At 71.1% G+C, this 24,271-nt stretch carries 25 protein-coding genes; 5 read left to right on the forward strand and 20 right to left on the reverse strand.

Annotation, left to right across the window (positions count from 1 at the left end):
• Nucleotides 1-65: 65 nt before the first annotated feature.
• Nucleotides 66-380, reverse strand: coding sequence for a hypothetical protein (locus EDD93_RS00940; protein ID WP_123523342.1), 315 nt, complete (start codon nucleotides 378-380; stop codon nucleotides 66-68).
• 70 nt (nucleotides 381-450) lie between these two features.
• Here EDD93_RS00940 and EDD93_RS00945 point away from each other — a divergent pair, with 70 nt between their 5' ends.
• Nucleotides 451-1,350 carry a LysR family transcriptional regulator gene (locus tag EDD93_RS00945; RefSeq protein WP_123527524.1) on the forward strand — a complete coding sequence of 300 codons (900 nt, stop codon included), beginning with the start codon at nucleotides 451-453 and terminating at the stop codon, nucleotides 1,348-1,350.
• Nucleotides 1,351-1,394: 44 nt separating this feature from the next.
• On the opposite strand, the gene EDD93_RS00950 is transcribed toward EDD93_RS00945, so the two are convergent.
• From EDD93_RS00950 to EDD93_RS00970, 5 genes are all read right to left on the reverse strand, one after another.
• Nucleotides 1,395-1,754, reverse strand: a complete 360-nt coding sequence (locus tag EDD93_RS00950) for a hypothetical protein (protein ID WP_123523343.1) — start codon at nucleotides 1,752-1,754, stop codon at nucleotides 1,395-1,397.
• A 68-nt stretch (nucleotides 1,755-1,822) separates the two neighbouring features.
• Nucleotides 1,823-2,377: a DinB family protein gene (locus tag EDD93_RS00955; protein ID WP_123523344.1), complete on the reverse strand. Its 555-nt coding sequence runs from the start codon at nucleotides 2,375-2,377 to the stop codon at nucleotides 1,823-1,825.
• Nucleotides 2,378-2,449: 72 nt separating this feature from the next.
• Nucleotides 2,450-3,097, reverse strand: coding sequence for a cyclopropane-fatty-acyl-phospholipid synthase family protein (locus EDD93_RS00960; RefSeq protein ID WP_123523345.1), 648 nt, complete (start codon nucleotides 3,095-3,097; stop codon nucleotides 2,450-2,452).
• Entirely contained in the window at nucleotides 3,094-4,149 is a 1,056-nt protein-coding gene (locus EDD93_RS00965) for an NAD(P)/FAD-dependent oxidoreductase (protein ID WP_123523346.1), read from the reverse strand. The genes EDD93_RS00960 and EDD93_RS00965 overlap by 4 nt, the downstream gene beginning before the upstream one ends.
• Before the next feature lie 15 nt (nucleotides 4,150-4,164).
• The gene (locus EDD93_RS00970; RefSeq protein WP_123523347.1) at nucleotides 4,165-4,620 is read right to left on the reverse strand and encodes an ATP-binding protein; all 456 of its coding nucleotides are present in this window, start codon (nucleotides 4,618-4,620) and stop codon (nucleotides 4,165-4,167) included.
• A gap of 111 nt (nucleotides 4,621-4,731) precedes the next feature.
• Here EDD93_RS00970 and EDD93_RS00975 point away from each other — a divergent pair, with 111 nt between their 5' ends.
• Together EDD93_RS00975 and EDD93_RS00980 are read left to right on the forward strand one after the other, a co-directional pair.
• On the forward strand, nucleotides 4,732-5,553 hold the full coding sequence (locus EDD93_RS00975) for a helix-turn-helix transcriptional regulator (protein ID WP_123523348.1): 822 nt from the start codon (nucleotides 4,732-4,734) through the stop codon (nucleotides 5,551-5,553).
• On the forward strand, nucleotides 5,550-5,801 hold the full coding sequence (locus tag EDD93_RS00980) for a DUF397 domain-containing protein (RefSeq protein ID WP_123523349.1): 252 nt from the start codon (nucleotides 5,550-5,552) through the stop codon (nucleotides 5,799-5,801). Before EDD93_RS00975 ends, EDD93_RS00980 begins: the two co-directional genes overlap by 4 nt.
• Nucleotides 5,802-5,850: 49 nt before the next feature.
• On the opposite strand, the gene EDD93_RS00985 is transcribed toward EDD93_RS00980, so the two are convergent.
• A complete protein-coding gene (locus EDD93_RS00985) occupies nucleotides 5,851-6,336 on the reverse strand; it encodes a MarR family winged helix-turn-helix transcriptional regulator (protein ID WP_123523350.1) in 486 nt (161 codons plus the stop codon).
• 49 nt (nucleotides 6,337-6,385) lie between these two features.
• Complete coding sequence (locus EDD93_RS00990) at nucleotides 6,386-7,078, reverse strand: TetR/AcrR family transcriptional regulator (protein WP_260255581.1); 693 nt, start codon at nucleotides 7,076-7,078, stop codon at nucleotides 6,386-6,388.
• Nucleotides 7,079-7,313: 235 nt separating this feature from the next.
• Between EDD93_RS00990 and EDD93_RS00995 the strand changes: the two genes are divergently transcribed.
• Both EDD93_RS00995 and EDD93_RS01000 read left to right on the forward strand, forming a co-directional pair.
• A complete protein-coding gene (locus EDD93_RS00995) occupies nucleotides 7,314-8,402 on the forward strand; it encodes a zinc-binding dehydrogenase (RefSeq protein ID WP_123523351.1) in 1,089 nt (362 codons plus the stop codon).
• 214 nt (nucleotides 8,403-8,616) lie between these two features.
• Nucleotides 8,617-9,741: an NAD(P)/FAD-dependent oxidoreductase gene (locus tag EDD93_RS01000; RefSeq protein ID WP_123527525.1), complete on the forward strand. Its 1,125-nt coding sequence runs from the start codon at nucleotides 8,617-8,619 to the stop codon at nucleotides 9,739-9,741.
• Between the two features lie 12 nt (nucleotides 9,742-9,753).
• Here the strand turns inward: EDD93_RS01000 and EDD93_RS01005 are convergent, their stop codons facing one another.
• From EDD93_RS01005 to EDD93_RS01060, 12 genes are all read right to left on the reverse strand, one after another.
• Nucleotides 9,754-11,007 carry an MFS transporter gene (locus EDD93_RS01005; RefSeq protein WP_123523352.1) on the reverse strand — a complete coding sequence of 418 codons (1,254 nt, stop codon included), beginning with the start codon at nucleotides 11,005-11,007 and terminating at the stop codon, nucleotides 9,754-9,756.
• A 131-nt stretch (nucleotides 11,008-11,138) separates the two neighbouring features.
• Nucleotides 11,139-12,371: an RNA polymerase sigma factor gene (locus tag EDD93_RS01010; protein WP_123523353.1), complete on the reverse strand. Its 1,233-nt coding sequence runs from the start codon at nucleotides 12,369-12,371 to the stop codon at nucleotides 11,139-11,141.
• Complete coding sequence (locus EDD93_RS01015) at nucleotides 12,368-12,739, reverse strand: YciI family protein (protein ID WP_123523354.1); 372 nt, start codon at nucleotides 12,737-12,739, stop codon at nucleotides 12,368-12,370. Before EDD93_RS01015 ends, EDD93_RS01010 begins: the two co-directional genes overlap by 4 nt.
• Nucleotides 12,740-12,862: 123 nt before the next feature.
• Nucleotides 12,863-13,459 (reverse strand): dihydrofolate reductase family protein, encoded by a 597-nt coding sequence (locus EDD93_RS01020; protein ID WP_123523355.1) that lies wholly within the window; start codon nucleotides 13,457-13,459, stop codon nucleotides 12,863-12,865.
• A gap of 99 nt (nucleotides 13,460-13,558) precedes the next feature.
• Nucleotides 13,559-15,004 (reverse strand): hypothetical protein, encoded by a 1,446-nt coding sequence (locus tag EDD93_RS01025; protein WP_123523356.1) that lies wholly within the window; start codon nucleotides 15,002-15,004, stop codon nucleotides 13,559-13,561.
• A gap of 96 nt (nucleotides 15,005-15,100) precedes the next feature.
• On the reverse strand, nucleotides 15,101-16,972 hold the full coding sequence (locus EDD93_RS01030; protein ID WP_123523357.1) for a discoidin domain-containing protein: 1,872 nt from the start codon (nucleotides 16,970-16,972) through the stop codon (nucleotides 15,101-15,103).
• Nucleotides 16,973-17,023: 51 nt separating this feature from the next.
• Nucleotides 17,024-18,442: a GH1 family beta-glucosidase gene (locus EDD93_RS01035; RefSeq protein WP_123523358.1), complete on the reverse strand. Its 1,419-nt coding sequence runs from the start codon at nucleotides 18,440-18,442 to the stop codon at nucleotides 17,024-17,026.
• Nucleotides 18,443-18,473: 31 nt separating this feature from the next.
• Complete coding sequence (locus tag EDD93_RS01040; RefSeq protein WP_123523359.1) at nucleotides 18,474-19,487, reverse strand: ABC transporter ATP-binding protein; 1,014 nt, start codon at nucleotides 19,485-19,487, stop codon at nucleotides 18,474-18,476.
• Nucleotides 19,484-20,482: an ABC transporter permease gene (locus tag EDD93_RS01045; protein ID WP_123523360.1), complete on the reverse strand. Its 999-nt coding sequence runs from the start codon at nucleotides 20,480-20,482 to the stop codon at nucleotides 19,484-19,486. The genes EDD93_RS01040 and EDD93_RS01045 overlap by 4 nt, the downstream gene beginning before the upstream one ends.
• Before the next feature lie 4 nt (nucleotides 20,483-20,486).
• Nucleotides 20,487-21,467 carry an ABC transporter permease gene (locus tag EDD93_RS01050; protein WP_123523361.1) on the reverse strand — a complete coding sequence of 327 codons (981 nt, stop codon included), beginning with the start codon at nucleotides 21,465-21,467 and terminating at the stop codon, nucleotides 20,487-20,489.
• A complete protein-coding gene (locus EDD93_RS01055) occupies nucleotides 21,464-22,522 on the reverse strand; it encodes an ABC transporter ATP-binding protein (protein ID WP_123523362.1) in 1,059 nt (352 codons plus the stop codon). The genes EDD93_RS01050 and EDD93_RS01055 overlap by 4 nt, the downstream gene beginning before the upstream one ends.
• 24 nt (nucleotides 22,523-22,546) lie before the next feature.
• On the reverse strand, nucleotides 22,547-24,220 hold the full coding sequence (locus tag EDD93_RS01060; RefSeq protein WP_123523363.1) for an ABC transporter substrate-binding protein: 1,674 nt from the start codon (nucleotides 24,218-24,220) through the stop codon (nucleotides 22,547-22,549).
• Between the last annotated feature and the right edge of the window lie 51 nt (nucleotides 24,221-24,271).

The raw sequence follows: 24,271 nt of genomic DNA on the forward strand, positions 1-24,271 counted from the left end.
CGCCGGAGCACGCCGGGCGCCCGCCGTCCGCTCCTCGCGAGGAGCGGACGGCGGGCGCGGTCGGGTCAGAGCGGCCGGTGGTTGGCCCAGACGACCTGGTACGGGTAACGGGCCTGCCAGCGCCGGATGAGTTCCTCGGCCCCGGAGGCGGTGAACGAGGCGTTGAGCGCGTCGAGATCCGCGAAGCCGAACCGCACGATCGCGGTGGCAGCGAACACGGGGCTGTGCTCGTCGGCGGGCACGCGGATGTGGTGCTCCGCCGAGAACGACGTGATCTGCCCGGAGTCGCGCATGAGCTGTTCGATGTCCTTCAGGAACTGATCCAGCTCCGCGTCCGGGACGGGTTCGGTGAACGAGACGATCATCGTGTGGTCAATCATGAGCCAATCCAACCCCGGCATCCGGGGCGGAGTCCAAGACCGATCGGGCCTCGGACGATAACCTGTGGGCATGGCTGACCTGGAGACGCGTGAGATCGAGTACTTCGTCGCGGTGGCCGAGGAGCTGCACTTCGGCCGGGCCGCCGAGCGCCTGTCCATCGCCCAGCCGGCGTTGTCGAAGGCGGTCCAGCGTCTGGAGTCGCGGCTCGGTGTCCAGCTGCTCATCCGCTCCAGCCGCCGGGTCTCGCCGACACCGGCCGGCCAGGCGCTGCTGCATCACGGCCGCCACGCGCTCAACGCGGTGAGCGCGGCGGCCGAGAGCGCCCGCCGGGCGGGTGCGCCCGAGGCCCATCTGCGGCTGGTGATCAAGCCGGGCGGCGACGCGAACCTGCTGTCGGGGATCCTCGCCGCGTACGCCCGCAGACCGGGCGCCGGCCGAGTGGACGTCCTGTTCGGCGGCGCCACCGACCGGGCCGACCATGTGCGCGACGGACGGGCCGATCTCGCGCTGCTGTACGCGCCGTTCGACGATCTGACCGGGTTGGACCACAGGACCCTGTTGGTCGAGGGACGCGTCGCGATCCTGCCGCGCGGGCACCGGCTGGCCGGTCGCGAGGAGCTGCGGATGGCCGACCTGGCGGGCGAGACGCTGCCGCGCTGGAAGGGTGTGCCCGAGAGCGGCGACGGCGTCATCGGCGGCAGCGGCCCGGAGATCGCGGACGTGGCACAGATGACTCAGCTGATCATGCTCGGCCGGACGGTCGCGATCCTGCCGCGCTCGTCCGTCGAACCCGTCCACCCGGGGCTGGTGTACAAACCGGTGACCGATGCGCCGCCCAGCCGGATGGTCGTGGCGTGGTCACGGCTCGACGAGCGGCCGCTCGTCGCCTCGTTCGTCGACGCCGCGGTCTCCGCGAGCGGGTCGCGGCCGGACCCGGCCATGCACCAGGATTCAGGTGCTGTCGGCTGAATGGGCGGGTCCGGGCCGCGAACCGGCCTGCTACGGCCGCCGGTTCAGCACTCGCGCAGGCCGGGGGCCGGGTCCACACCGGTCTTCAGGGAGACGGCGGGGACGTTGCCCCACTGGCCGTTGTCGAGCTGGGTCCAGTACCAGATGTCGTTCTGGCCCTGGTGCGGGTCGCCGTGGCCCCAGCAGGCGAACCAGTTGAAGCCGGTGGTGAGCGTGCCGCGGGTCGCCGAACGGTAGGAACGGTCCGCGTACCCCTTCGCGCCCACGGCGTTGCCGCAGTACAGCCGGCCGTCGGAACGGACCCCGCACTCGGCGGCGTGGGCGGTGGTGGCGGGCACCATGAGTGCCAGCAGGGCGGTGGCGGCGAGGGTGCCCACCGCGGTGGTCAGGCGTCGAGTATTCATGATCGACCCAACGGCCGGGCCGGAGCGGGGGTAACGGCCACCGCCCCGGTCTCACCGGACCGGCCGGGTCAGCCCATGCTCTTGGCGCCGTCGAGCGACTCCCGGATGATGTCGGCGTGCCCGGCGTGCTGAGCGGTCTCCGCGATGATGTGCGTCAGCACCCGGCGGACCGTCCACCGCGCGTCCCCCTCGTACCAGGGAGCCTTCGGCAGCGCGTGGCTGACGCCCAGGTCGGGCAGGGTGGAGACCAGCTCGTCGGTGTGGTCCGCCGCCTCCGCGTAGTCGGCCAGCACGCCTTCCAGCGTCTCGCCCGGCAGCAGCCGGAAATCGTCCGCCCGCCGGCTCCAGTCCTCCTCGGTCATGGCGGTGAAGTCCGGCATCGCCGAGGCTCCGTGCACCATGAACCCCGCCCAGGCCTGTTCGACCCCGGCGACGTGCTTGATGAGCCCGCCCAGACACAGCTCGCTCGCGGTGGGCCGCAGCCCGGCCTGCTCGTCGGTGAGGTCACGGGTGGTGAAGCGCAGGAAGTGCCGCTGCTTGGCCAGCGCCTCCAGCAGGTCGGCGCGCTCGCCGGTGGGGGCCGGTGCGGCCGTCTCGTGAGTGGCCGTCTCGTTGACGTTCATGGTCTCCGCCTTCGGTCGTTCCTGTTCCGCCGTCAGGAACGACCTTAGAATCCGTACAGGTCGGATCCTGTCCTATATGGCGGACGGGAGGCGGCGGACCTTCAGCGCGTTGTCGGTACGGGTGGTGGGGTTCCCGTCCGGGTCGTTCTGCACGCGCTCGTGCTCCGCGCTGACCAGCACCTCCCACTCCCCCGCCGGGAGCTGAAGGGCTGCCAGCACCTCGTCGGTGGTGGGCAGTTCCATGTCCGCGTGGCTGTGCTCCCAGGACGGGAAGCCCGCGTGCCCGACGATCAGGAGCACCCCGCCGGGCGCGACGGCCGAGACGGCCCGGCGCAGGATCTCCTCGCGCGGCAGGTCCCCCATCGAGTGCAGGAACGAGGCGGTGACGAGGTCGTACTCCCCCTCGGGGAAGGAGACCCCGAGGTCGTGGAACTGCCAGTCGACCCGGTCGGCGACCCCCGCGTCGGCGGCGTGCTCGGCCGCCCGGTCGAGGGCGACGCGCGAGATGTCCGTGGCGGTGACCTGCCAGCCCCACCGTGCGAGCCAGACCGCGTCGGCCCCTTCCCCGCACCCGAGGTCGAGCGCGCGCCCCGGTGTCAGCCCCTCCACTTCACGGACGAGCGCGGTGTTGGGATTCCCGCTCCAGATCCGGTCGCTCTCGCGGTAGCGCTCGTCCCAGAGTTCCGCGCCGGAGGGGGAGGAAGTGCTGTCGGTTGTCATCGTGTCTCCTGCAGTCCGTGACGGCGGTTTCCGAGGGCCTTCTCGCAGACCTGGCGCTCGGCCTCCGCCGAGAAGGGCGCGCGGCGGGCCTCGACCGCGCGGCGGGTGTCCTCGCCCACCAGGTCGGCGTTGATGGCGGAGGCCGCCTTCAGCCCGGCGGCGGCGGCCCCGATGACCTGTTCCATCAGGTTGGCGACGTTACCGGCGACCCAGACACCGGGCACGTCGGTCGCACCGGCCGAATCGGCCGCGATGTACGTACCGACGGTGTGACCGCCCACCTCCATCGCGGTGGCGCGCAGGCCGAGCCCCTCCAGGACCCCTGACCTCGCGGTGAAGCGCGGCTGGACCACCACCGCCTCGCGCGGCACGACCCGGCCGCCGGCCAGCCGCACCCCGGTCAGCCGGTCACCGCTCGCCTCGATCCCGGTCACCTCTCCGTCCACCACCGCGATGCCCCGCGCGGCGAGCTGCTCGTACTCCTCGTCGCTGGGCTCGGGCGCGTCGTGCAGGAAGAGGGTGACGTCGTCGCTCCACTGCCGCCAGAGCAGCGCCTGGTGCACGGCCATCGGGCTCAGGGCCACAACGCCGATCGGCGCGTCCCGTACCTCCCAGCCGTGGCAGTAGGGGCAGTGCAGTACGTCCTTCCCCCACCGCTCGGCCAGGCCCGGGATCGCCGGAAGCTCGTCGACGAGCCCGGTGGTGACGAGCAGGCGGCGCGCGGTGACGACGCTCCCGTCCTCCCGCTCGACCCGGAATCCGGCCCCGCCCGGCAGCCTCCGCGCCGACACGGCCTCGCCCTCGACGATCTCGGCCCCGTACCCGGAAGCCTCGTCCCGGCCGATGGCCAGCAGTTCGGTGGGCGGGACGCCCTCGCGCCCCAGGTAGTTGTGCGCGTGGGACGCCGGTGCGTTGCGCGGGCTGCCCGCGTCGATCACCAGCACCGAACGCCTGGCCCTGGACAGCGCCAGGGCCCCGCTCAGCCCGGCGGCCCCACCGCCGATCACCACCACGTCGTACGACCGCGTCGTCCGCGTCGTCTTCTCGCTCATGCGAAACACCTCCATCTACGGAAGAGAGTGCGCGCTCCCGTCCCGTACGGCAAAGATCCTTGCCGAAGCGGCAAATTCGCACCAGACGACCTTCCCCGGGTTCCGCTCCCCCACCCCCCACGCGGCGGCGAGCGCCGAGACCAGCATCAGCCCGCGCCCGCCTTCCGCGTCGGGCGCGGGACACCGGACGGCCGCCACCTCGCCGCCGCCGCTGTCATGCATCTCGATACGGAGCCTGCCCTCGGCCCGCTCCCAGTACAGGTGAATACGGAACCCACGCCCCGGCGGCACGCCATGGATGAGCGCGTTGGTCGCCAGCTCACTCACACACAGCAACACATCGCCCATCGGCACCTCGCACGCCCAGTCGACCAGCGCCTCCCGCACGAACGTCCGCACGAGCGGAATCGATCTGCGTTCGCGGCGGTAGAACGCCTCGCGAAAGCCGGGGAGTTGAGTCGTCTCGTTCATGAGACGACTGTCACAGGCAGTCACTACGCTTGATCAGTGAGTCAGGTCGTACGGCGCGACTGTACGACCCCTGACGGGTCGTCCGGCATGCGTTACGGGGAGAGGCACCACATGCAGTCACCCAAGAAGAACAAACGCGTCACATCCTGGCATCTGATCGGCGCCCAGCTCGCCACCTTCCGCAGAGCGGCCGGACTGACACAGGCGGCGCTCGCGGAACGGTTCCGCGTGGGCGAGGACACCATCGCGTCGATCGAGCAGGGACGGCGGCCCCTCCAGCTGGATTTCGCCATCCAGCTCGACGAACTGCTGGACACGAAGGGCGCGTTGCGGGTCGCGGTGGAGAAGGTGCCGCAGAAGGAGCGGTTCCCGGCGTTCGTCCAGGACTTCGTGGAGTACGAGCAGGAGGCGGTGACACTGCTGTCGTACCAGAACCAGGTGGTGCCCGGTCTGCTCCAGACCGAGGGGTACGCGCGATTCGTCTTCTCCTGCCTCTACCCGCCCATCGAGGAGGACGAGCAGGAAGAGTGGGTGGCCGCCCGGCTGGACCGGCAACGGCTCCTCACCCGCAAGCCACGCCCCATGCTCCACTTCATCCTGGAGGAGAGCATTCTGCGCAGCGAGATCGGGGACCCCGCAGTGATGCGCGACCAGATCAAGCGTCTGCGCGAATGTGCAGCTCTCCCCTTCGTGGGCTTCCAGATCATGCCGATGAAGCTGCCGAAGCACGCGGGCCTCGCGGGCCCCATGGTCCTGCTGGAGACCCCGGACCATGACCATCTCGCATACATCGAAGGGCAGCGTGTCAGTTTCCTCCACGAGGATCCGGACGAGGTCAGCGTGCTCCAGCAGATGTATGGGATGCTCCGATCGCAGGCGCTCTCGCCCGAGGAGAGCATGCGCCTACTGATCGCACTGCTTGGAGAGACATGACCCGCGCAGCACACCGCACAGGCCTCAGTTGGTTCAAGTCCAGCTACAGCAGCAGCCAGGGCGGCGACTGCCTCGAAGTCGCCTATAACTGGCGCAAGTCCAGCCGCAGCAGCGATCAGGGCGGCGACTGCGTAGAGGTCGCCGCCCACCCCGCCGCCGTGCACATCCGCGACTCCAAGGTCATCGACGGCCCCGTCCTCACCGTCCCGCCGCACGCCTGGTCCGCGTTCCTCGGCGCGGACTTCTAGGGCCAGGAGCCCTGCGGCGCGGGCGGAGAACAAGGGCCGCCCGCCGGGATCAGTGGTGCCAGGCGTCGCCGCGCACGTTATGGATCATGCGCTGGAGGACCTTGAGGGCGCGGGCGTACTCCTCGTCCGTAATGCCCTCGTGCACCTGGCGGCGCAGCTCCAACTGCCGTGCCGCCGCACGGGAGTACAGCTCCGCGCCCGACTCGGTGCGCAGCAGGTGCCCATCCGCGTCCTGGGTGATCAGGCCCCGGGCGACGAGGCTGTCGATGTCGCCCTCCAGGTCGTCGCCGGAGCTCGGGTAGTACCTGAGGAACCGGGTCAGTTCCGCGCGGTCCCAGCCTTCCGGGCGCTCGCTGAGGTGGTGCAGGACCCACCAGGCGGGCTGGGTCAGGCCGAGGGCGCCGAGGGCGGTCCGGATGTTCTGGACGACCGCCTGGCCGGCCGCGTTGGCCCAGTACCCGATGGGCTGGGCGATGAGGCCGGCGTCGTCGTGGGACGGGGTGAAGGGGGCCGAGGTGCTGTTCGAAGTGGTCATGGGAAGAACGTAGAAACTCAACTCCACTTGAGGTCAAGCGTTTCGCGCCCTACGCGCCACCAGCACCTTCCCGCGCGCCGGGTATCAGCCAGGACGGCAGCAGAACCGTCGCCGCCGACACGAAGAGGCGCCGTTCGCGCGGGGCGGGGAGCGAGAGCCACGCCTCGACTATGCCGACCTCGCCGTGCGCCATGAACCGGCTCGCCGCCTCCACCCGCCAGGCGACGCTGCCGTCCCCGTCGGGCACCGCTCGCGGGTCGCGCTCCAGGAGGGTGGCGACCGACGCCGTGAAGTGCTCGACCAGGAGCTGGTGGAGCACGGCGCTGCGGTGGCCCACCAGGCCGACCGTGTACAGGGCGTCGTAGCGCTCCAGGTGGTCGAGGAGGACTCCGGAGGCCCGCTCCCAGATCTCGTGCACCGGCAGTTCCGCCGCCAGCACGTCGGCGATCCACACCGCGCGGACCCGGTCCAGCTCCTCGTACAGCACCTGCTCCAGGACCTTCGCGGGGCTGGTGGCGTGCTTGTAGAAGGTGGTGCGGTTGACGCGCGCCTCGCGCACCAGGTCCGCCACCGCGATCTCCTCGACCGGGCGCTCGGACGCCAGGCGCAGGACCGCCTCCCGAAGCCGGTCGCGCGTGCGTCGGGCGCGGACGTCGAGCGGGGGTGCTGCGTCCGTCCCCGCAGCCGGCGCCGGGGTGTCGGAAGGCGGGGCGGGCGGGCGGCTCTGTGAGTGTGCTGACACAGACAGAGCTTATCGCACCACCTCCCACATGCACTGATCGACAAGTGTCTCTTTTCTTTTTGGCGCTCCGGTGCCACAATCGAGGCAGTGGCAGCGCGGCCCGTATCCAGGCCGGAGTGCGTGCCACGACCGCGCCCGCGCCCCCCGCTCGTCGAGCTCGCAGGCCCCGCGCGGCCTCCTCCTCGCCGTCGCCGATCCCGACGAGGGCGATGATTCGGACGAAAGAAGCAGCATCATGAGGGCATCTGTCACCAAGGGTCTGGGCCAGGGTTTCGTCGTCGAGGACATCGACCTCGCCGATCCGGTCGGTCATGAGGTCCGCGTCGAGGTGCGGGCGTCCGGCCTGTGCCACTCGGACCTGAGCGTCGCCACGTTCATCGGCGGCGAGTTCCCCGTCGTCCTGGGCCACGAGGTCGCCGGTGTGGTCACCGGAACCGGACCGGAGGTCACCCAGGTCAAGGAGGGCGACCATGTCGTCGGCAGCCTGATCCAGTACTGCGGATCCTGTGTGAACTGCCTGAGCGACCGCACCCACATCTGCCGTCACCCCGAGGCCACCCTGCGTACTCCGGAGCAGGCGCCCCGGCTCAGCCGGCACGGCGCGCCGGTGGCCCAGGGCATGGGCCTGGGCGGCTTCGCCCAGGAGGCGCTGATCCACGAGAACCAGCTCGCCGTCGTCCCGCAGGAGATGCCGTGGGCCCCCGCCGCGCTCATCGGGTGCGGTGTGCTCACCGGCGCCGGCGCGGTCCTGAACAGCGCGAACGTCCGGCAGGGCGAGACGGTCGTCGTCATCGGAGCCGGCGGCGTCGGCATGAACGCGGTCAGCGGCGCCCGGATCGCCGGTGCCGGCACGATCATCGTGACCGACATCGAGGACGCGAAGCTGGAGCGGGCGAAGGCCTTCGGTGCCACGCACGTCGTCAACTCCCGCTCGGTCGACCCGGTCGAGGCCGTCCGTGACATCACCGGCGACGGCGCGGACCACGTCTTCGACTTCGTCGGCGTCCGGTCCGTCACGGCCCAGGGCATGCGGATGCTCGGGAAGGGCGGCGGGCTCTACCTGATCGGCGTCGGCGGCAACGACGCCGGGATCGACGTCTCCGCGATCTCCGCGCTGACCAACTCGCAGAAGGTCCAGGGCGTCTACATGGGCTCCTCCCACCTCAAGCGGGACATCCCCTTCTACGCCTCGATGTACCTCCAGGGGCGGATGAACCTCGACGACCTGGTGTCGAGGGAGATCGCCCTGGCCGACATCGAGAAGGGATACGAGTCGCTGAAGGACGGCACGACCGCGCGCGTCGTCATCACCGACTTCTCCTGACGGGCCGCGCACCCCACACATCCCGCGCACCCCGTCGCGGGCACCCGGGGCCGTACGGAATCCTCCGTGCGGCCCCGCCGCCGTGTCGGTCGCCTGTCGGCGCGGCCGGTGCGGTGTCGGTGCGCTGTCGGCGGCCTGTCGCCGCAGGCCCGGACGCTTGCTGGAGAGCCTGCCGGAACCCGTCCGGCAGGTGTGCGACCAGCAGGGAGTCAGCATGAGCACTCATGTCACGATCATCGGCGCCGGACTCGGCGGCCTCACGCTCGCCCGCGTCCTGCACGTCCACGGCATCCCGTCCACCGTCTACGAGGCCGAGGCCTCCCCCACCGCCCGTACGCAGGGCGGAATGCTCGACATCCACGACTACAACGGCCAGCTGGCCGTGCGGGCGGCCGGTCTGATGGACGAGTTCCGCTCCATCATCCTGGAGGGCCGTCAGGCGATGCGGGCGCTCGACCGGGAGGGGAACGTGCTGATGGACCAGCCCGACGACGGCACCGGCGGACGCCCCGAGGTTCAGCGCGGCGAGCTGCGGCAGCTGCTGCTGGACGCACTGCCGGAGGGCACCGTCCGGTGGGGCCACAAGGCCGGCGACGTCCGGAGCCTCGGCGGGGGACGCCACGAGGTGACCTTCGCCGACGGCTCCACCACCGTGACGGAGCTGCTGGTCGGCGCGGACGGGGCCTGGTCACGGGTCCGGCCGCTGGTCTCCGACGACGTACCCACGTACACGGGCATGTCCTTCGTCGAGACGTACCTGTTCGACGCCGACGAGCGGCACGCCGCCGCCGCGAAGGCGGTCGGCGGCGGGTCGATGTTCGCGATCGAGCCGGGCAGGATCCAGCTGGCCGCCCACCGGGAGAGCGGCGCGACGCTCCACACGTACGCGATGCTGACCGAGCCGCAGGCCTGGTTCGCCGAGATCGACTTCACCGATGTCCCCGCGGCCACCAGGCGGATCGCGCAGGAATTCGAGGGCTGGGCCCCGGAGCTCACCGCGCTGATCACCGACAGCGACACCCCGCCGGTCGTGCGCCCCCACCACACGCTGCCGGTCGGGCACCGGTGGGACCGGGTGCCGGGCGTCACCCTGGTCGGCGACGCCGCCCACCTCATCCCCCCGAACGGCGAGGGCGCCAACCTGGCCATGCTGGACGGCGCGGAGCTGGGTGAGGCCCTCGCCGCACACCCCGGCGATGTCGAGGCCGCTCTCGACGCGTACGAACGGGTGATGTTCCCCCGCAGCGCCGAGGTCGGCGCGGCCGAGGCCGAGTCACCGGACAACCCCACGCTGGAGGACGTCATCAGCTTCTTCGCGGCCGCCGACGAGACCGCCTGAAGCCGGCCGGTCTCAGACCCGGTCGACCGCTTCCCCGGCGCCGGCGGGTGCCGGCCCGGGGGCACTCGCCCGGCGGGGCAGCAGCAGCGGAGTGGCCAGGAGGAGGATTCCGGCGACGGCGATCGCGGTCCGGGGCCCGGTGACGGCGGCCAGCACACCCCACAGGGCGGTCATGGCCGCGATCGCGGCGCTGCTGCTGACCGACCAGGCGGACAGGGTGCGGGCGACCCGGTCGGGCCCGGTGTGGTCGAGCCGGTAGGTGGCCAGCAGCGGGTTGAACAGTCCGCAGCAGGTCACCAGGCCGAGCTGGACGACGATGATCAGCACCATCCCCGGTACGCCGGGCCGCACGAAGGCCAGCCCGATCGGCCAGACCGCACGCAGCACCCCGCTGGTGAGCAGCATCCGGTCCCGCCCGAACCTCTGCGCGAGCGGGTGCGCGAGGCGTGAGCCGACGAGGCCGCCGATGCAGGGGGCCGCGAAGACGAGGCCGTACTGCCAGGGCGCGAAGCCGAGCGGGCCCAGCAGGAGTACGGCGAGCAGCGGGCCGGAGGCCATGATCAGGCCGTTGACCACGATGGAGTTGATGAGCAGCGGGCGCAGCGTGCGGTGGCCGAGGAGGTAGCGCCAGCCTTCGAGCAGGTCGCCGGCCCGCAGCCGGGGCGCGCCCTTGCGCGTGGGGCCGGGTTCGCTGCCGCCGATGGCGCGGATGCCGAGCGCCGAGAGCAGGTAGCTGACCGCGTCGGCGATCACGGTGGCCATCGGGCCGAACAGTCCGATCGCGGCCCCGCCGAGCGGCGGCCCGACCATGGTCGAGGTCCAGGTGGTGGATTCGAACCGGCCGTTGGCGACGAGCAGGTCCCGCGACGGTACGAGCGCCTTCAGGTACGCGCCACTGGCCGCCTTGAACGCGATGTCGGCCGCCGCGACGACGACGGAGACCAGGAGGAGCTGGGTGAAGCCGAGGCCGCCGAGCGCGAACGCGGCGGGAACGCTCATCAGCGCGGCGAACCGGATCAGGTCCATCGACACCATGACGGGCCGCTTGGGCCGGAACTCGACCCAGGGGCCGAGCGGCACCGCGAGCAGCGCCCCCACCGCCCGCCCGGTCGCGGCCAGCGCCGCGACCTGGGTGGGCCCGCTGTGCAGCACGAGCACCGCGATCAGCGGGAACGCGCCGAACCCGAGCCCGGTCCCGTAGGAGCTGACCGCGTACGCCGCCCACAGCCATCCGAACTTCCGCCCCAGCGACCGCCTGCCGGCCATGCCCCGCACCCGTACGTCTCCCGCCGGTCCCGGCCGGCGCGCGCCGGTCCTCCGGCATCAAAGCGAGTCCGGGCGCCGGGAGCAAACAACGGACCGCCGCCCGGCACAACCACGGGTTGTGCGGCCCGGCGCTACGGGGTCCGGGGCCGCACGAGGCGGGCCCGGGACTCCAGGTAGCGCTGCTCGGCGAGGCTCGCGGTCGACTTCGCGGCGAGCCGGTAGTGCTCGTACGCGGCGGCCGTGTCGCCGGCCCGCTCCAGCAGGTGCGCGCGTACCGACATCAGCCGGTGGTGGCCGGCCATCCGGTCGTCGGCGTCCAGGGTGGACAGCAGGGCGAGTCCGGCCGCCGGGCCCTCGGTCTCGGTGAGGGCGACGGCCCGGTTGAGGGTGACCATCGGGTTGGGCGCGATCCGTTCCAGGATCAGGTAGAGGCCGTGCACCTGCGCCCAGTCGGTCTCCCGGGCGGTGTCCGCGGCGGCGTGCGTGGCGGCGATGGCCGCCTGGAGCGCGTAGGGCCCCAGCGACGGCAGGGCCAGTGAGGCCTTCACCAGCTCCAGGCCCTCGTCGATCATCGCGCGGTCCCACGCCGTACGGTCCTGCTCGCCCAGCGGCACCAGGTCACCGGCCGCCGTCGTACGCGCCTCGCGGCGGGAGTGGGTGAGCAGCATGAGCGCGAGCAGGCCGCTCACCTCGCCGTCCTGCGGCAGTTGCGCGTGCACCGCCCTGACCAGCCGGATCGCCTCGCGTGCGAGGTCGGCGCGGTACAGCTCGCTGCCGGACGAGGCGCTGTAGCCCTCGTTGAAGATCAGGTAGAGCACGTGCAGGACGACCCGCAGCCGCTCCTCGCGCTCCGCGCCGTCCGGCAGCCCGAACGTGCTCCCGGCGGCCCTGATCCGCTGCTTGGCCCGGCTGATCCTGGCCGCCATCGTGGCTTCCGGCACCAGGAACGCGCGGGCGATCTCGGCCGTGGTCAGGCCGCCGACCGCCCGGAGCGTCAGGGCGGTGCTGGAGGCCGCCGTCAGCGTCGGGTGGCAGCACAGGAACAGCAGGAGGAGCGTGTCGTCGCTGTCCGGTACGTCGTCGGGCGGCAGCTCGGCGGCCGTGGCCGCCTCCCGTTCGCGACGCGCGTGCTCACTGCGCACCTGGTCGATGAGGCGCCGGGACGCGACGGTCACCAGCCAGCCGCGCGGGTTGTCCGGCACGCCCTCGGCCGGCCACTGCACGGCCGCGGCGAGGACGGCCTCCTGCACGGCGTCCTCGCACCCCTCGAAGCCCCCGTCGAACCGCCCGTTGCGGCGTACCAGCGTGCCGAGGACCTGCGGCGTGAGCTCACGCAGCAGGTCCTCCACGGTCGGCTGTGTCATGCCTCCAATTGTCCGTCGGCGAACATCACCTGGCGCACCTCGACGCCCAGTCCCTCGATCGCGCTGTCCGGGATCTGTGCCGCCAGCTCGATGGCCCGGTCCTTGTCCTCGCAGTCGATCAGGTAGAAGCCGCCCAGGAACTCCTTGGCCTCCAGGAAGGGCCCGTCGGTCACCACCGGCTGCCCGTCGCGCACGGACACCACGACGGCCTGGGACGGGTCGACCAGCGCCTGGGTGCTGACCAGCTCGCCGGACCTCTTCAGCGCTTCGAGGAACGCGCCGTGCCCGGCGCCGATCGCTTCCTTCTCCTGGTCCGTCAGGGCGTCCAGGACGGCGGGGTTGATGTGCAGGCCGATCAGGAACTTCATCGTGTACTCCTCGTGGTCGACGGGCCCCGGCGGGCCCTCGCACCCTCTGGTCGGAGCCGCCACCGCCGTCTTGACATCCCCGCCGGAGGAAATTCCGGCCCGCCCGGAAAACGTGACGTGCCGCTACGCCTTCGGCGCGGGCCGGTAGGTGCACACCTGGACGCCTGCGGGACTGGTGACGGCCGAGACCAGTTCGAGCGTGCGCAGTCCGCCGTCCGCCGGGAAGATCGACTTGCCGCCGCCCAGCAGCACCGGCATGACCACGAGCCGGAGCTCGTCGACCAGGCCCTCGCCGAGCAGTCCGCGCACGAGCGTGGGGCTCCCCATGACGAGAAGGTCGCCCTCGCCCTTGTCCCGCAGCTCCTGGATGCGGGCGGCGGCCCCCTCGCCGGGGACGCGCTCGGTGTTGTTCCACGTCAGGTCGTCGTCGCCCAGCGTGTCGCTGACGACGTACTTCGGGAGGGCGTTCATCCGGTCGGCGAAGGGGTCGCCCGCCCGCTCGGGCCAGGCCGCGGCCATCGTCTGCCAGGTGCGGCGGCCGAAGAGCAGGGCAGCGGCGCCGGCCAGCGATTCGCTGAAGGAGGCGCCGACCACTTCCGCGTCGAAGAACGGGTGCGACCAGCCGCCGTGCGCGAAGCTGCCGTCGCGGTCCTCCTCGGCGCCGCCCGGTGCCTGCACGACCCCGTCCAGGCTGATGAACTCGCTGATGACAACGCGCATGCCGCTCACTCCTCGGTACTTCGGATCAGGGTTACGGCAACAGAGACTGCCACGCCGTCCGGAACTCATCGGCGTACGGAAGACGACGCCGGGGCTGCCTCAGAACCCGCCGCCTCCGAAGTCCCCGCCGCCGCCGAATCCGCCGCCGTCACCGAAGCCGCCGCCCCCGCCGTCACCGAACCCGCCGCCGCCGAAGCCCGAGGAGTCGAAGTCGGAGCCGGAGAAGTCACCGCCGCCGAAGTCGCCGCCCGAGCCGAAGTCGCCGCCGCCGTACTCCGCCGCGTACGCCGGGGTGGAGAGCACCGAGCCGAGCATCGTGCCGACCAGCAGGCCGGGCAGCAGGCCGCCGCCGAAGTAGCCGCCCGCCCAGGGGCCGTAGGCCGGGCCCGCCTCCCAGTAGGGGCGGCGGCTGCCGTCGCCCGTGTCCACGGTGCGGCTCATCGGGTCCTGGCCCTCGCGCAGCCGGATCTCGTCGGCGCCGCAGACCGGGACCTCGCGGGCCGCGCCGCCCGACGGGGACCAGCGGACGTCGGCCACCGACGGGCCGTGGCGCGGGTCGAAGAAGCAGGGCGGGCGGCGCGCGGGCAGTTCGGCGCCGGTGCGCCGGGCGGCCAGGACGGCGAGCGAGAAGCGCCCGTCCTCCAGTGCCTGGGTCACTCCGCGCACGTCGGAGGGGTGCCGGGCGTGCTCCATGCGCGATTTGGCGCTCTCGTAGGAGTCGAGGGCGCGTTCGTAGTCCGCGCGCATCGCGTCGTCGGCGCCCGCCTCGGCCGGGTGGAAGTCGAGCCGGTCCAGCCTCTCGCCGTACTCCGTGATGTCCTCGTCCACGACGACCCGGAGCTTGTCGAGCGCAGCCTGCTCCTCGGCCTCCTTGCGCGTGCGGTTGCGGCGCACGATCGTGTAGGCCCCGGCGCCGCCGACGACGACCACGGCGCCCACCGCGATCAGCCCGGCGGTGGACGAGCTCCCGCCGGACGGGGCGCCGCCCCAGGAGTCGGGGGCGTGGCCCCGGGCCTGTTCGACGGCGCTGTCGACGAAGCCGTTGAGCTGGGTCGCGGCGTCGGGGGCCGCGCCCGGTGCCTTCACGGCGGCGGTGAGGTTGCGCACCGCCTGCTCGGACATCACCTGCGGGTCGGCGCCCGCGTTGAAACCGTCGCCGAGCCGGATGGCGTACACGCCGGTGATCCCGGTGTCGGTGCGCAGTGTCCTGAGCACGCTCGACGCGGGGAAGGCCGAGGTCTGCGGGAGCACGGCCACGAACACCGGCTTGCCGGCGTCCTTGATCTTCTTCGTCAGGGCGGCCGCCTGACCTCGGGAGAGCTGTGCGGACGCGGCCGGGTCGACGTAGACCGGGCTCTTGCGCAGCGCCCGCGCCACCTCGTCGACGGTGGAGGCCCGCGTGGCCGAAGCGGCGGCGGGAGCGGCGAGCGGGGCGGGCGTGGCAGGCGGGGCGAGCGCCAGGACCAGGGCGGTCACCGAGAGGACCAGCAGCACCCCGGCCAGGAGCGCCGGGAGCAGCAGGGCCTGGAACGGTCTGTTCCGCATACCTCGAACGTAACCCACACGGCCGATCGCCGCGTCCCGGCGCCCGGACGCGGCGATCGGCACCCACCGGGGCGCGCCCCGGTGGGTGCTGTGGCGCTACTTCTTCTGCTCGACCTTCACCCAGTCGATCTCGGCCTTGATGCCGCCCTGGGCGACCCGGTCGACGCTGGACTGAGGCAGGCCCCAGTAGGGCTGGGTGACCTTGTTCCAGCCGGCCGGGTAGGCGCCGCCGAGGGCCAGGTTGAGGATCACGTACTGGTTGTGGTCGAAGACCCACTGGCCCCGGGTGGACTCCAGCTTCTGGCGGGAGGTCCGCTGGACGACCCGGTCGTCGACGGTGAACGTCATGCCCTCGGCCGTCCACTCGACGCCGTAGGTGTGCCATGCGTCGGCGCGGCCGCCGTTGGGATAGGTCTGCTGCTTGCCGATGTTGCCGTCGGCGGAGTAGCCGGGGCCGTGCAGTGCGGAGCTGGTCCAGTCCCCGTAGCCGATGTTCTCCATGATGTCCGTCTCGCCCGAGCCGGGCCAGGAGACCGTCGGGTCGTCGACGTTGCTGCCGAGCATCCAGAAGGCGGGCCAGTAGCCGTCCCCGACCGGCAGCTTCATACGGGCGCTGACCTTGCCGTAGGTGAAGTCGAACTTGGTGTTGGTGTCGACCCGGCCGGAGGTGAAGTCGAAGGTGCCGTTGGGTGTGGAGGTGCAGCCCTTGCAGTACTTCGACTGGAGGACGAGTGCGCCGTTCTCGGTGCGGATGTTGTCGGGCGAGTCCACGTAGGCCTGCGACTCGCCGTTCACCGGGCCCATCTCGGTGCCCGTGCGCACCACCCGCCACTTGGAGCGGTCCAGGCCGGAGCCGGTGAAGTCGTCGAAGAACGTGGTGCTGTAGGCGCCGCCGGGGTCCTTGGGCAGGGCCGGGTAGGCGGCGGACGCGCTGCCTCCGGTGCCCCAGACCTGGAACTCGTAGAGCGAGTAGCCGAACTGGGCGGTGGCGGGCGCCGGGTTGTAGAAGGAGCGGCGCTCCACGCCGAGCATCCGGACGTAGCGGCCGGTGGCGGGGGTGGCCAGATCGACGGTGTCGTGGCGTCCGGCGGCGTCGCCGGGCGACTTGACGTCGGCGCGGCGGGCGGCGACCTCGGCGGCGGAGGGCTGGTGGACGGTGCGCCAGGTGCGGTTGTCGTCGGAGACCTGGATGCGGTAGTCGACGGCGTAGGCCGCCTCCCAGTACAGGTCGACGGAGCTGATGGTGGAGGTGGCGCCGAGGTCGACGCTCACCCAGCGGTCGGCGTTCCAGTCGCTGGACCAGCGGGACTGGCCGCCCTTGAGGTCGGCCGGCCAGCCGCCGTCGGTGACGAAGCCGGGTGAACTGCCCGCGTCCTGGTAGAGGTTGCCGTACGCGGGGTGGTTCAGGGCCAGGTTGGTGCGGGTGGTGGAGGCGGGGGCGGGCTCTCCCCCGTACACCTTGAAGGAGTAGAGGGAGTAGCCCCAGGCGGTGGCGCGCTGGATGCCGCGCATCCGGACGTAGCGGCCGGCCACCTCCTGCGGGTAGGTGTGGGCGGTGACGCTGCCGCCGGTGCCGTCGTCCTCGGTGTAGAAGGTGGTCCAGTCGGTGCCGTTCTTCGACACCTCCAGGACGTACTTCTTGCCGTAGGCGGCCTCCCAGTCCAGGGTGACCTGGCTGATCCGGAGGGTGGCTCCGAGGTCGACCCTGACCCAGGCGTTGTCGGCGAAGTCGCTGGACCAGCGGGTGGTGCCGTTACCGTCGGTGGCGGCACCGGGTCCGGCCGCGCCGTTCTCGGAGCCGGACGCCGTGACGGCCCCGGGATTCGCGGTGTAGGCGGCGGCCGCCCGGTCGGTGTCCCAGGCCGATGCCTGCGCGGCGGCCCGGGGTGCGGGCGCCGCGAAGGCCACGGGTGCGGCGAGGGCGAGCAGGGCGGCGGTGGTGGCTGCCAGAGTCGTACGAGAGGGCACGGTGGGGCTCCCGTTCGTTTCCAGGGGATGCGCGGCCACGCGCGGACGCGGCTACGCGTTGCGGGTGTGGTGGATGGTGTCGCGGTACCACTTGGCGCTGTCCTTGAGCGTCCGCACCTGCGTGTCGTAGTCGACGCGGACGATGCCGAATCGCTTGTCGTAGCCGTAGGACCACTCGAAGTTGTCCATCAGCGACCAGGCGAAGTACCCCCGGACGTCGGCCCCCTGTGCGCGGGCGGCGGCGACGGCGGCGATGTGGTCGGCGAGATAGGTGGTGCGGTCGGCGTCGTGGATCTCGCCGTCCGCGGAGACGGTGTCGTCGAAGGCGGCGCCGTTCTCGGTGATGACCGTCGGGAGACCGTAGTCCTTCTCCAGGCGGACGAGCAGGTCGGTGAGGGCGGTGGGAGTGATCTCCCAGTCCATGGCGGTACGGGGCAGGTCGCGTTCGACGACGCGGGTGACGGGCAGGCCGTCGGCGTCGAGCACCGCGCCCTGTTCGGTCACGCCGGAGAAGAGCGAGCCCCGGTAGAAGTTCACACCGAGGACGTCCAGCGGGGTGGCGATGACCGCGAGGTCGCCGTCCTGGACCGGGAGTTCGATGCCCTGGACGGCGAGGTCGGTGACGATGTCCGCGGGGTAGGCGCCCTTGACGACCGGGTCCAGGTAGAGGCGGGCGCCGAGTCCGTCGGCGCGGCGGCAGGCCTCGGCGTCCTCGTGGCTGTCCGTCTCGGGGGTGGCGGTGCCCAGGTTGAGGGTGATGCCGAGTTCGAGTTCGTTGCCGCGGGCGGCGGCCTGCTCGCGCAGGTACTGCGAGGCGAGGCCGTGGCCCAGCAGCAGGTGGTGGACGGCGTGCATCGCCTCGCCGAAGTTCTGCCGGCCGGGGGCCTGGTTGCCGTAGGCGTAACCGAGCATCGCCGAGCACCAGGGCTCGTTCAGCGTGGTCCAGTGCTTCACCCGGTCGCCGAGGGCGTCGTAGGCGAGGGCGGCGTACTCCGCGAAGCGGTAGGCGGTGTCCCGGGCCGGCCAGCCGCCCGCGTCCTCCAGCTCCTGCGGCAGGTCCCAGTGGTAGAGGGTGACCCACGGGGTGATGCCCTTGGACTCCAGCTCGTCGAGCAGCCGCTGGTAGAAGTCGAGGCCCTTGGCGTTGGCGGGGCCCCGGCCGCCGGGCTGGATGCGCGGCCAGGCCAGCGAGAAGCGGTAGGTGTCGACGCCGAGGTCGGCGATGAGCGAGACGTCCTCGGGCATCCGGTGGTAGTGGTCGCAGGCCACGTCCCCGTTCTCGCCGCGGACGACCATGCCCGGCACCCCGCAGTACGTGTCCCAGATCGAGGGCGTCCGGCCGTCCTCGGCCGCCGCCCCCTCGATCTGGTAGGCGGCTGTGGCGACGCCCCAGCGGAAGTCGGCGGGCAGACCGGGAACGGCCTGGGCGGCGATCTCGCGGGCGTAGGCCTGAGGGGTGACGAGGTTCATGGTTCTCCTGTGGTGTGCGGTGCGTAGGTCGCTACGGGCGGGCGACTGCGGGGGCCGGGGCTTCCTTGTGGAGCCAGCAGGCCACCGAGCGGGAGCTGTCCCCGTCCGGTACGGCGAGCACCGGGACGTGGGTGTCGCAGCCCTCGACCTGCTTGGCGCAGCGGGGGTGGAAGGCGCAGCCGGCGGGCATCGCGGACAGGTGCGGGGGCGAGCCCGGGATGCCGCTGAGTTCGCGCCGGGGGCCGTGCAGCGCGGGGAAGGAGTGCAGCAGTCCGTCGCTGTAGGGGTGGCGGGGGTCGCGGTAGATGTCGGCCGACGCGGCCTCCTCGACGATCCGGCCGCCGTACATGATCGCGATCCGGTCGGAGAACTCGATCAGGAGCGAGATGTCGTGGGTGATGAAGACGACCGAGAAGCCGAGCTCCTCGCGGAGCTTGACCAGCTGGCGCAGGATCTGCCGCTGCATGACGACGTCCAGGGCCGTCGTGGGCTCGTCCATGATGACGATCTCGGGTTCCAGCGCGAGGGCCATCGCGATCATCACGCGCTGGCGCATTCCGCCGGAGAGCTGGTGCGGGTAGGCGCCGAGCCGGTCGGCGGAGATCCCGACGAGCTTGAGGAGCTCCCTGGCGCGTGCGGTGCGCTCCGCCCGCTTCATCTCCGGGCGGTGGGCCTGGAGTACGTCGGTGAGCTGGCTGTGGACCGTGTGCACCGGGTTGAGGGAGTTCATCGCGCCCTGGAAGACGATCGACAGCTCCTGCCAGCGGAAGGCCCGCAGTTCGGGGGCCGACAGGGTCAGCAGGTCGAGTGCCTGGCCGTCGCGCTGGTGGTAGCGCACCTCGCCGCCGGTGATGACGCCGGGCGGGGAGAGCAGCCGGGTGACGGCGTACGCCAGGGTGGACTTGCCGGAGCCGGACTCGCCCGCGAGGCCGAGCACCTCGCCGCGGTGCAGGGTGAGGTCGATGTCGCGCAGCGCGTGCACGGCGTCGTCCCCGGTCCCGTAGTCGACGTTGAGGCCGCTGATGCTGAGGACGGGCTCGCTCATGAGCGGGTCTCCTTGTGGTGCCTGCCGCGCGCCGCGGCGTTGTCCGTGGCGCGGGCCACGGGGGTGAAGCCGACCCGCATCCGGACCTTGCGGGAGCCACCGGTCTCGGTGCGCAGGCGCGGGTTGACGAATTCGTCGATGCCGAAGTTGATGAGGGCGAGGGACATGCCGAGCAGGGCGATGCAGAGCCCGGCCGGCACGAACCACCACCACGCGCCCTGGGCCAGGGCCTGGTTGGACTGGGCCCAGAACAGGACGGTCCCCCAGTTCCAGTTGGAGATGTCGGCGACGCCGATGAAGGCGAGGGTGATCTCGGAGAGGATCGCGAAGATGACCGTGCCGACGAAGCCGGAGGCGATGACGGCGGTCAGGTTGGGCATCACCTCGAAGAGGATGATGCGCCAGGTCGACTCGCCGGTGGCGCGGGCCGCCTCGACGTAGTCCCGGCGGCGCAGCGAGAGCGTCTGGGCGCGCAGCACCCGTGCTCCCCAGGCCCAGGAGGTCAGGGCGATGACGGTCGCGATGAGCAGGTCGCCCGCGTCGGAGACGAAGCTGGCGATGATGATGATCAGCGGCAGTCCGGGGATGACGAGGAAGACGTTGGAGAGCAGCGAGAGCACCTCGTCGGCGGTGCCGCCGAGGAAGCCGGCGCTGACGCCGATCAGCACGGACAGGATCGTGGCGAGGATGCCGGCGATGAACCCGACGACGAGGACGCCCCGGGTGCCGACGAGGATCTGTGAGAGCACGTCCTGACCGGTCTGTGTGGTGCCGAACCAGTGCGCCCCGGAGGGCGGCTGGAGCAGTTCCTTGCCCATGGTGTCGGGGTCGTAGGGGGCGATCCACGGGCCGATGATCGCGATCAGCACGAAGAAGAGCAGGATGCAGAGTCCGACGACGGTCTTGCGGCCGCGCAGGAACCGGAACTTGCGCTTGGTGGGCGCCGGGGTCTCGGCGGCGTCGAGTACGGCGACTTCGGTGGCGGTGACGGCCATGAACCTACGCCTCCCTTCGGGTACGGGGGTCGAGGATCATGTAGAGGACGTCGGCGAGGAGGTTCGCGGCCAGGACGGAGAGCGTGATGATGAGGAAGACGCCCTGCATCAGGGGGTAGTCCTTGGCGCCCACGCCCTGGAAGAGCTGGTAGCCGATGCCCGGGTAGGAGAAGACCATCTCCACCAGCAGGGTGCCGCCGACGATGAAGCCGAGCGAGAGCGCGAAGCCGGAGATGTTGGGCAGGATCGCGTTGCGGGCGGCGTACCCGAACATCACCCGGCGCTCGGAGAGTCCCTTGGCCTGGGCGACCATGACGTAGTCCTCGGAGGAGACCGTCACCATCATGTTGCGCATGCCGAGGATCCAGCCCGCCACCGCGCTGAGCACGATGGTGAGGCCGGGCAGTGCCCCGTGGTAGAGCGCGCTGGAGATGAACGGCCAGTCGAAGGCGGGGACCAGCGAGTTGTCGTAGCCTCCGGCGGCCGGGAAGAGCGGCCACTTCACGGCGAACAGCGAGATGGCGATCAGGCCGAGCCAGAAGTACGGGATCGCCGAGATGAAGGTGGTGACGGGCAGCAGGCTGTCCATCCAGGAGCCGCGCCGCCAGCCGGTGAAGACGCCGATCCCGGTGCCGAGCACGAAGCTGATCAGCGTCGTGATGCCGACGAGGGCCAGCGTCCACGGCAGCGACTGGGCGATCACCTCGCTCACCGGCGTCGGGAAGAAGGTGAACGACAGGCCGAGGTCGCCGTCGAGCAGGTGGCCCCAGTAGTCGGTGTACTGCTCCCAGATCGACTGGTGCTTGTCCAGGCCGAAGAGCGCCTTGAGGGAGGCGATGGCGCTGGTGTCCAGCTGTCCCTGGAAGCGGGCGATGAGCGCCTGCACCGGGTCGCCGGGCATCAGGCGCGGGATGAGGAAGTTGATGGTGATCGCGGCCCACGCGGTGACCAGGTAGAAGGCGAGCCTCTGCAGCAGGTACTTCACTTCGCGGCCTCCTTCTCGTGGTCGGCGGCGCGGCCGGCGCCGTCCGCGTACAGCCAGCAGGCCGCCCACTGGCCGTCGGCCAGGTCGAAGCGGGGCGGCAGCTCGGTGCGGCAGCGCTCCATCGCCTTGGGGCAGCGGGGGTGGAAGCGGCAGCCGGCCGGTGGCTCGATGAGCGAGGGGGGCTCGCCGCTGCCGGTCTCCTCCTGCTCCTCCTCGGCGACGACCCGGTCCGGGTCGGGTGCCGAGGCGATCAGCAGCTGGGTGTAGGGGTGTGCGGGGCGCTGGGTGACGGTCTCGCTGTCACCGCCCTCCACGATCCGGCCCGCGTACATCACCAGCGTGGAGTCCGCGAAGTAGCGGGCGGAGGCGATGTCGTGGGTGATGTAGAGGATCGCGAGGTGCATGCGGTCCTTGAGGTCCTTGAGCAGGTTGAGGACCCCGAGCCGGATGGAGACGTCCAGCATCGAGACGGGCTCGTCCGCGAGGAGGACCTGGGGGTCGGCGCCGAGCGCGCGGGCGATGGCCACGCGCTGGCGCTGACCTCCCGACAGCTCGTGCGGGAACTTGTCCAGGTACTGATGAGGAGGAGTCAGCTGGACGCGGTTCAGCAGAGCGGTCAGGTTCTGTTCCAGTTCCGCCTCGCCGTTCCCCGCCCGGCCGTGGATCTTCAGCGACCGGGTGAGGTGGTAGCGCACGGTGTGCACCGGGTTCAGCGAGGCGAACGGGTCCTGGAAGATGAGCTGGACCCGGCGTACGTAACTGCGGAAGGACCGGCCACGTCCGGCCTTCGCCGGCTGCCCGTCCAGGTGGATCTCGCCCTCGGTGAGCGGATACAGCTGGGCGAGCACTCTGGCGACGGTGGACTTCCCGGAGCCCGACTCCCCCACCAGTGCCGTGACGGTGCCGCGCCGCAGTTTCAGCGAGACGTCGTCGACGGCGTGGACGGTACGGCGCTTGCCCGCGAGGAGATCGCGGCCGGTGCGCCGTACGGCGAAGTGCTTGGTGACTCCGCGTGCTTCGAGCACGACGTGGTTCTTTTCGGACTGTTCAGACATGGCCGGTACCTGGATCCCTGCGTCCTACTTGGCGGGCTTGAGCTTCAGCACGATCTGCAGCGCCGAGCGCTGGGTGTGCTGCGGATCGGCGTACGGGTTGGCCTCGGTGGGCCAGCCCACCCAGTTCTTGGTGGAGTACTCCGCCCCGATGGGCGCGGCCGCCGTCGGGATCATCGGCGCCTGCTCGACCATGATCTTCTGCAGGGTGTTCATCGCGGTGATGCGGGTGGTGTCGCTGGTGGCGTTGGCGAAGTCCTTGAGCGCCTCGGTGGCCTCGGTGCTCTTGAAGCGGCCGAAGTTGCCCTGCTGGGAGGGCTTGCCGATGGGCTGGAGCAGCGCGCCGTCCATGATGTTCTGGTACATGTCGTACGGGGTGGCGCCGCTGTTGGTCCAGTGCAGGGTCGCGTCGAAGTTGCCGTTGGCGACGTCCGCGCCCCAGGCCTCGGCGGTCTGCGTCTTGACCTTGGCGTCGATGCCGAGCTGCTTGATGTTGTCCTTGATGATCGCGAGGCCGGTGATGTAGTCGTTCCAGCCGGCCGGGTCGGTGAAGGTGAGCTTCACGGCCTTGCCACCCGGGTCCTTCAGTACGCCGCCGCTGAGCGTGAAGCCGGCCTTCTCCAGGACCTTCTTGGCGCCCTCGACGTCGGGCTTCGTGGTGGCGTTCTTGTACTCGGGAGAGATGAAGGACTTGCCGGCGGGCAACGGGATGCCGGTCGGGTTGGTGATCTCCGGGTAGAGGGTCGCCTCGGCCTGGGTGTAGATCGCGTTGCGGTCGACGACCATCGCCATGGCCTTGCGCAGCGCCGGGTTGTCGAACGGCTTGCGGGCGGTGTTGAACCACAGTCCGTGGATGCCGAGCCCGGACGGGAACCACAGCTTGTGGTTCTTGGGGTCCTTGGAGATGTACAGCTGCTTGTAGTTCGGCATGAAGACGAACGACCACTCCAGCTTGCCGCTGGCCAGCGCGGTGGTGGCGGCGCTGTTGTCGTTGTAGGTGCTGTAGCGCAGCTCCTTGACCTTCGTCGCACCCTTCCAGTAGGTGGGCGTGGCGGTCAGGGTGGTGGTCTGCGGCGTGAACGTCTTGAGCTTGTACGGGCCCGAGCCGACGGGTGTGCGGTTGGGCCAGGTCTCCGGGTCCTTGACGCCTTCCCAGATGTGCTTGGGCACGATGAACTGCTGGATGATCTTGTTCTGGTTGACGTACTGCGAGTCGTCGAAGGTCAGCACGACCTTCTTGCCCTCGACCTTCACCCCGCCCCACGCGATGCCGTCCTGGTTGAGCGCCGGGTGCTTCTTCAGGAGGTTGAAGGTGAACGCGACGTCGTCGGCGGTCAGCGGCTTGCCGTCGGCCCACTTGGCCTTGTCGTCGAGGGTGAAGGTGACCTTGGTGAAGTTGAGGTCCCACTTCCACTCGGTCGCCAGCCACGGGTCGGCCTTTTCGGCGGGCCGGATCTGCCTGACCATCGCGAGCGGCTCGTAGATCATGTACCGGTAGCCGAGGGTGGCGCCCGCCGAGGTGTTCAGGAACGGGTTGCTGTTGTTCGTCTGCGGCCCGTCCGGCTTGCCGATGTTCAGGACGCCCGACGCGGCGCCGCCGCCCTTGTTGGCGTTCGAGTTGGCTGACGAGCATCCGGCGGCGAGCGCGACCACCGCGGTGGCGAGCGCGACCGCTCTGAGCGTGTGACGGCGTGCGGACATAACGACTCCAGGAGGGACTGGCGGGTCTGGGAGATCCGGAAACGGACAGCG

The sequence above is a fragment of the Streptomyces sp. 840.1 genome (assembly GCF_003751445.1).
GTDB lineage: Bacteria > Actinomycetota > Actinomycetes > Streptomycetales > Streptomycetaceae > Streptomyces.

What these genes read in the sequence shown, in the direction of transcription:
- EDD93_RS01020 (WP_123523355.1), bottom strand. Translation starts at nt 13,459, where the DNA reads ATGCGCGTTGTCATCAGCGAGTTCATCAGCCTGGACGGGGTCGTGCAG.
- EDD93_RS00970 (WP_123523347.1), bottom strand. Translation starts at nt 4,620, where the DNA reads ATGAACGAGACGACTCAACTCCCCGGCTTTCGCGAGGCGTTCTACCGC.
- EDD93_RS01015 (WP_123523354.1), bottom strand. Translation starts at nt 12,739, where the DNA reads ATGAAGTTCCTGATCGGCCTGCACATCAACCCCGCCGTCCTGGACGCC.
- EDD93_RS01040 (WP_123523359.1), bottom strand. Translation starts at nt 19,487, where the DNA reads ATGAGCGAGCCCGTCCTCAGCATCAGCGGCCTCAACGTCGACTACGGG.
- EDD93_RS01045 (WP_123523360.1), bottom strand. Translation starts at nt 20,482, where the DNA reads ATGGCCGTCACCGCCACCGAAGTCGCCGTACTCGACGCCGCCGAGACC.
- EDD93_RS01025 (WP_123523356.1), bottom strand. Translation starts at nt 15,004, where the DNA reads ATGCGGAACAGACCGTTCCAGGCCCTGCTGCTCCCGGCGCTCCTGGCC.
- EDD93_RS00950 (WP_123523343.1), bottom strand. Translation starts at nt 1,754, where the DNA reads ATGAATACTCGACGCCTGACCACCGCGGTGGGCACCCTCGCCGCCACC.
- EDD93_RS01060 (WP_123523363.1), bottom strand. Translation starts at nt 24,220, where the DNA reads ATGTCCGCACGCCGTCACACGCTCAGAGCGGTCGCGCTCGCCACCGCG.
- EDD93_RS01035 (WP_123523358.1), bottom strand. Translation starts at nt 18,442, where the DNA reads ATGAACCTCGTCACCCCTCAGGCCTACGCCCGCGAGATCGCCGCCCAG.
- EDD93_RS00985 (WP_123523350.1), bottom strand. Translation starts at nt 6,336, where the DNA reads ATGACCACTTCGAACAGCACCTCGGCCCCCTTCACCCCGTCCCACGAC.
- EDD93_RS00960 (WP_123523345.1), bottom strand. Translation starts at nt 3,097, where the DNA reads ATGACAACCGACAGCACTTCCTCCCCCTCCGGCGCGGAACTCTGGGAC.
- EDD93_RS00965 (WP_123523346.1), bottom strand. Translation starts at nt 4,149, where the DNA reads ATGAGCGAGAAGACGACGCGGACGACGCGGTCGTACGACGTGGTGGTG.
- EDD93_RS01010 (WP_123523353.1), bottom strand. Translation starts at nt 12,371, where the DNA reads ATGACACAGCCGACCGTGGAGGACCTGCTGCGTGAGCTCACGCCGCAG.
- EDD93_RS01005 (WP_123523352.1), bottom strand. Translation starts at nt 11,007, where the DNA reads ATGGCCGGCAGGCGGTCGCTGGGGCGGAAGTTCGGATGGCTGTGGGCG.
- EDD93_RS00940 (WP_123523342.1), bottom strand. Translation starts at nt 380, where the DNA reads ATGATTGACCACACGATGATCGTCTCGTTCACCGAACCCGTCCCGGAC.
- EDD93_RS00975 (WP_123523348.1), top strand. Translation starts at nt 4,732, where the DNA reads ATGCAGTCACCCAAGAAGAACAAACGCGTCACATCCTGGCATCTGATC.
- EDD93_RS00980 (WP_123523349.1), top strand. Translation starts at nt 5,550, where the DNA reads ATGACCCGCGCAGCACACCGCACAGGCCTCAGTTGGTTCAAGTCCAGC.
- EDD93_RS00995 (WP_123523351.1), top strand. Translation starts at nt 7,314, where the DNA reads ATGAGGGCATCTGTCACCAAGGGTCTGGGCCAGGGTTTCGTCGTCGAG.
- EDD93_RS01000 (WP_123527525.1), top strand. Translation starts at nt 8,617, where the DNA reads ATGAGCACTCATGTCACGATCATCGGCGCCGGACTCGGCGGCCTCACG.
- EDD93_RS00945 (WP_123527524.1), top strand. Translation starts at nt 451, where the DNA reads ATGGCTGACCTGGAGACGCGTGAGATCGAGTACTTCGTCGCGGTGGCC.
- EDD93_RS01055 (WP_123523362.1), bottom strand. Translation starts at nt 22,522, where the DNA reads ATGTCTGAACAGTCCGAAAAGAACCACGTCGTGCTCGAAGCACGCGGA.
- EDD93_RS00955 (WP_123523344.1), bottom strand. Translation starts at nt 2,377, where the DNA reads ATGAACGTCAACGAGACGGCCACTCACGAGACGGCCGCACCGGCCCCC.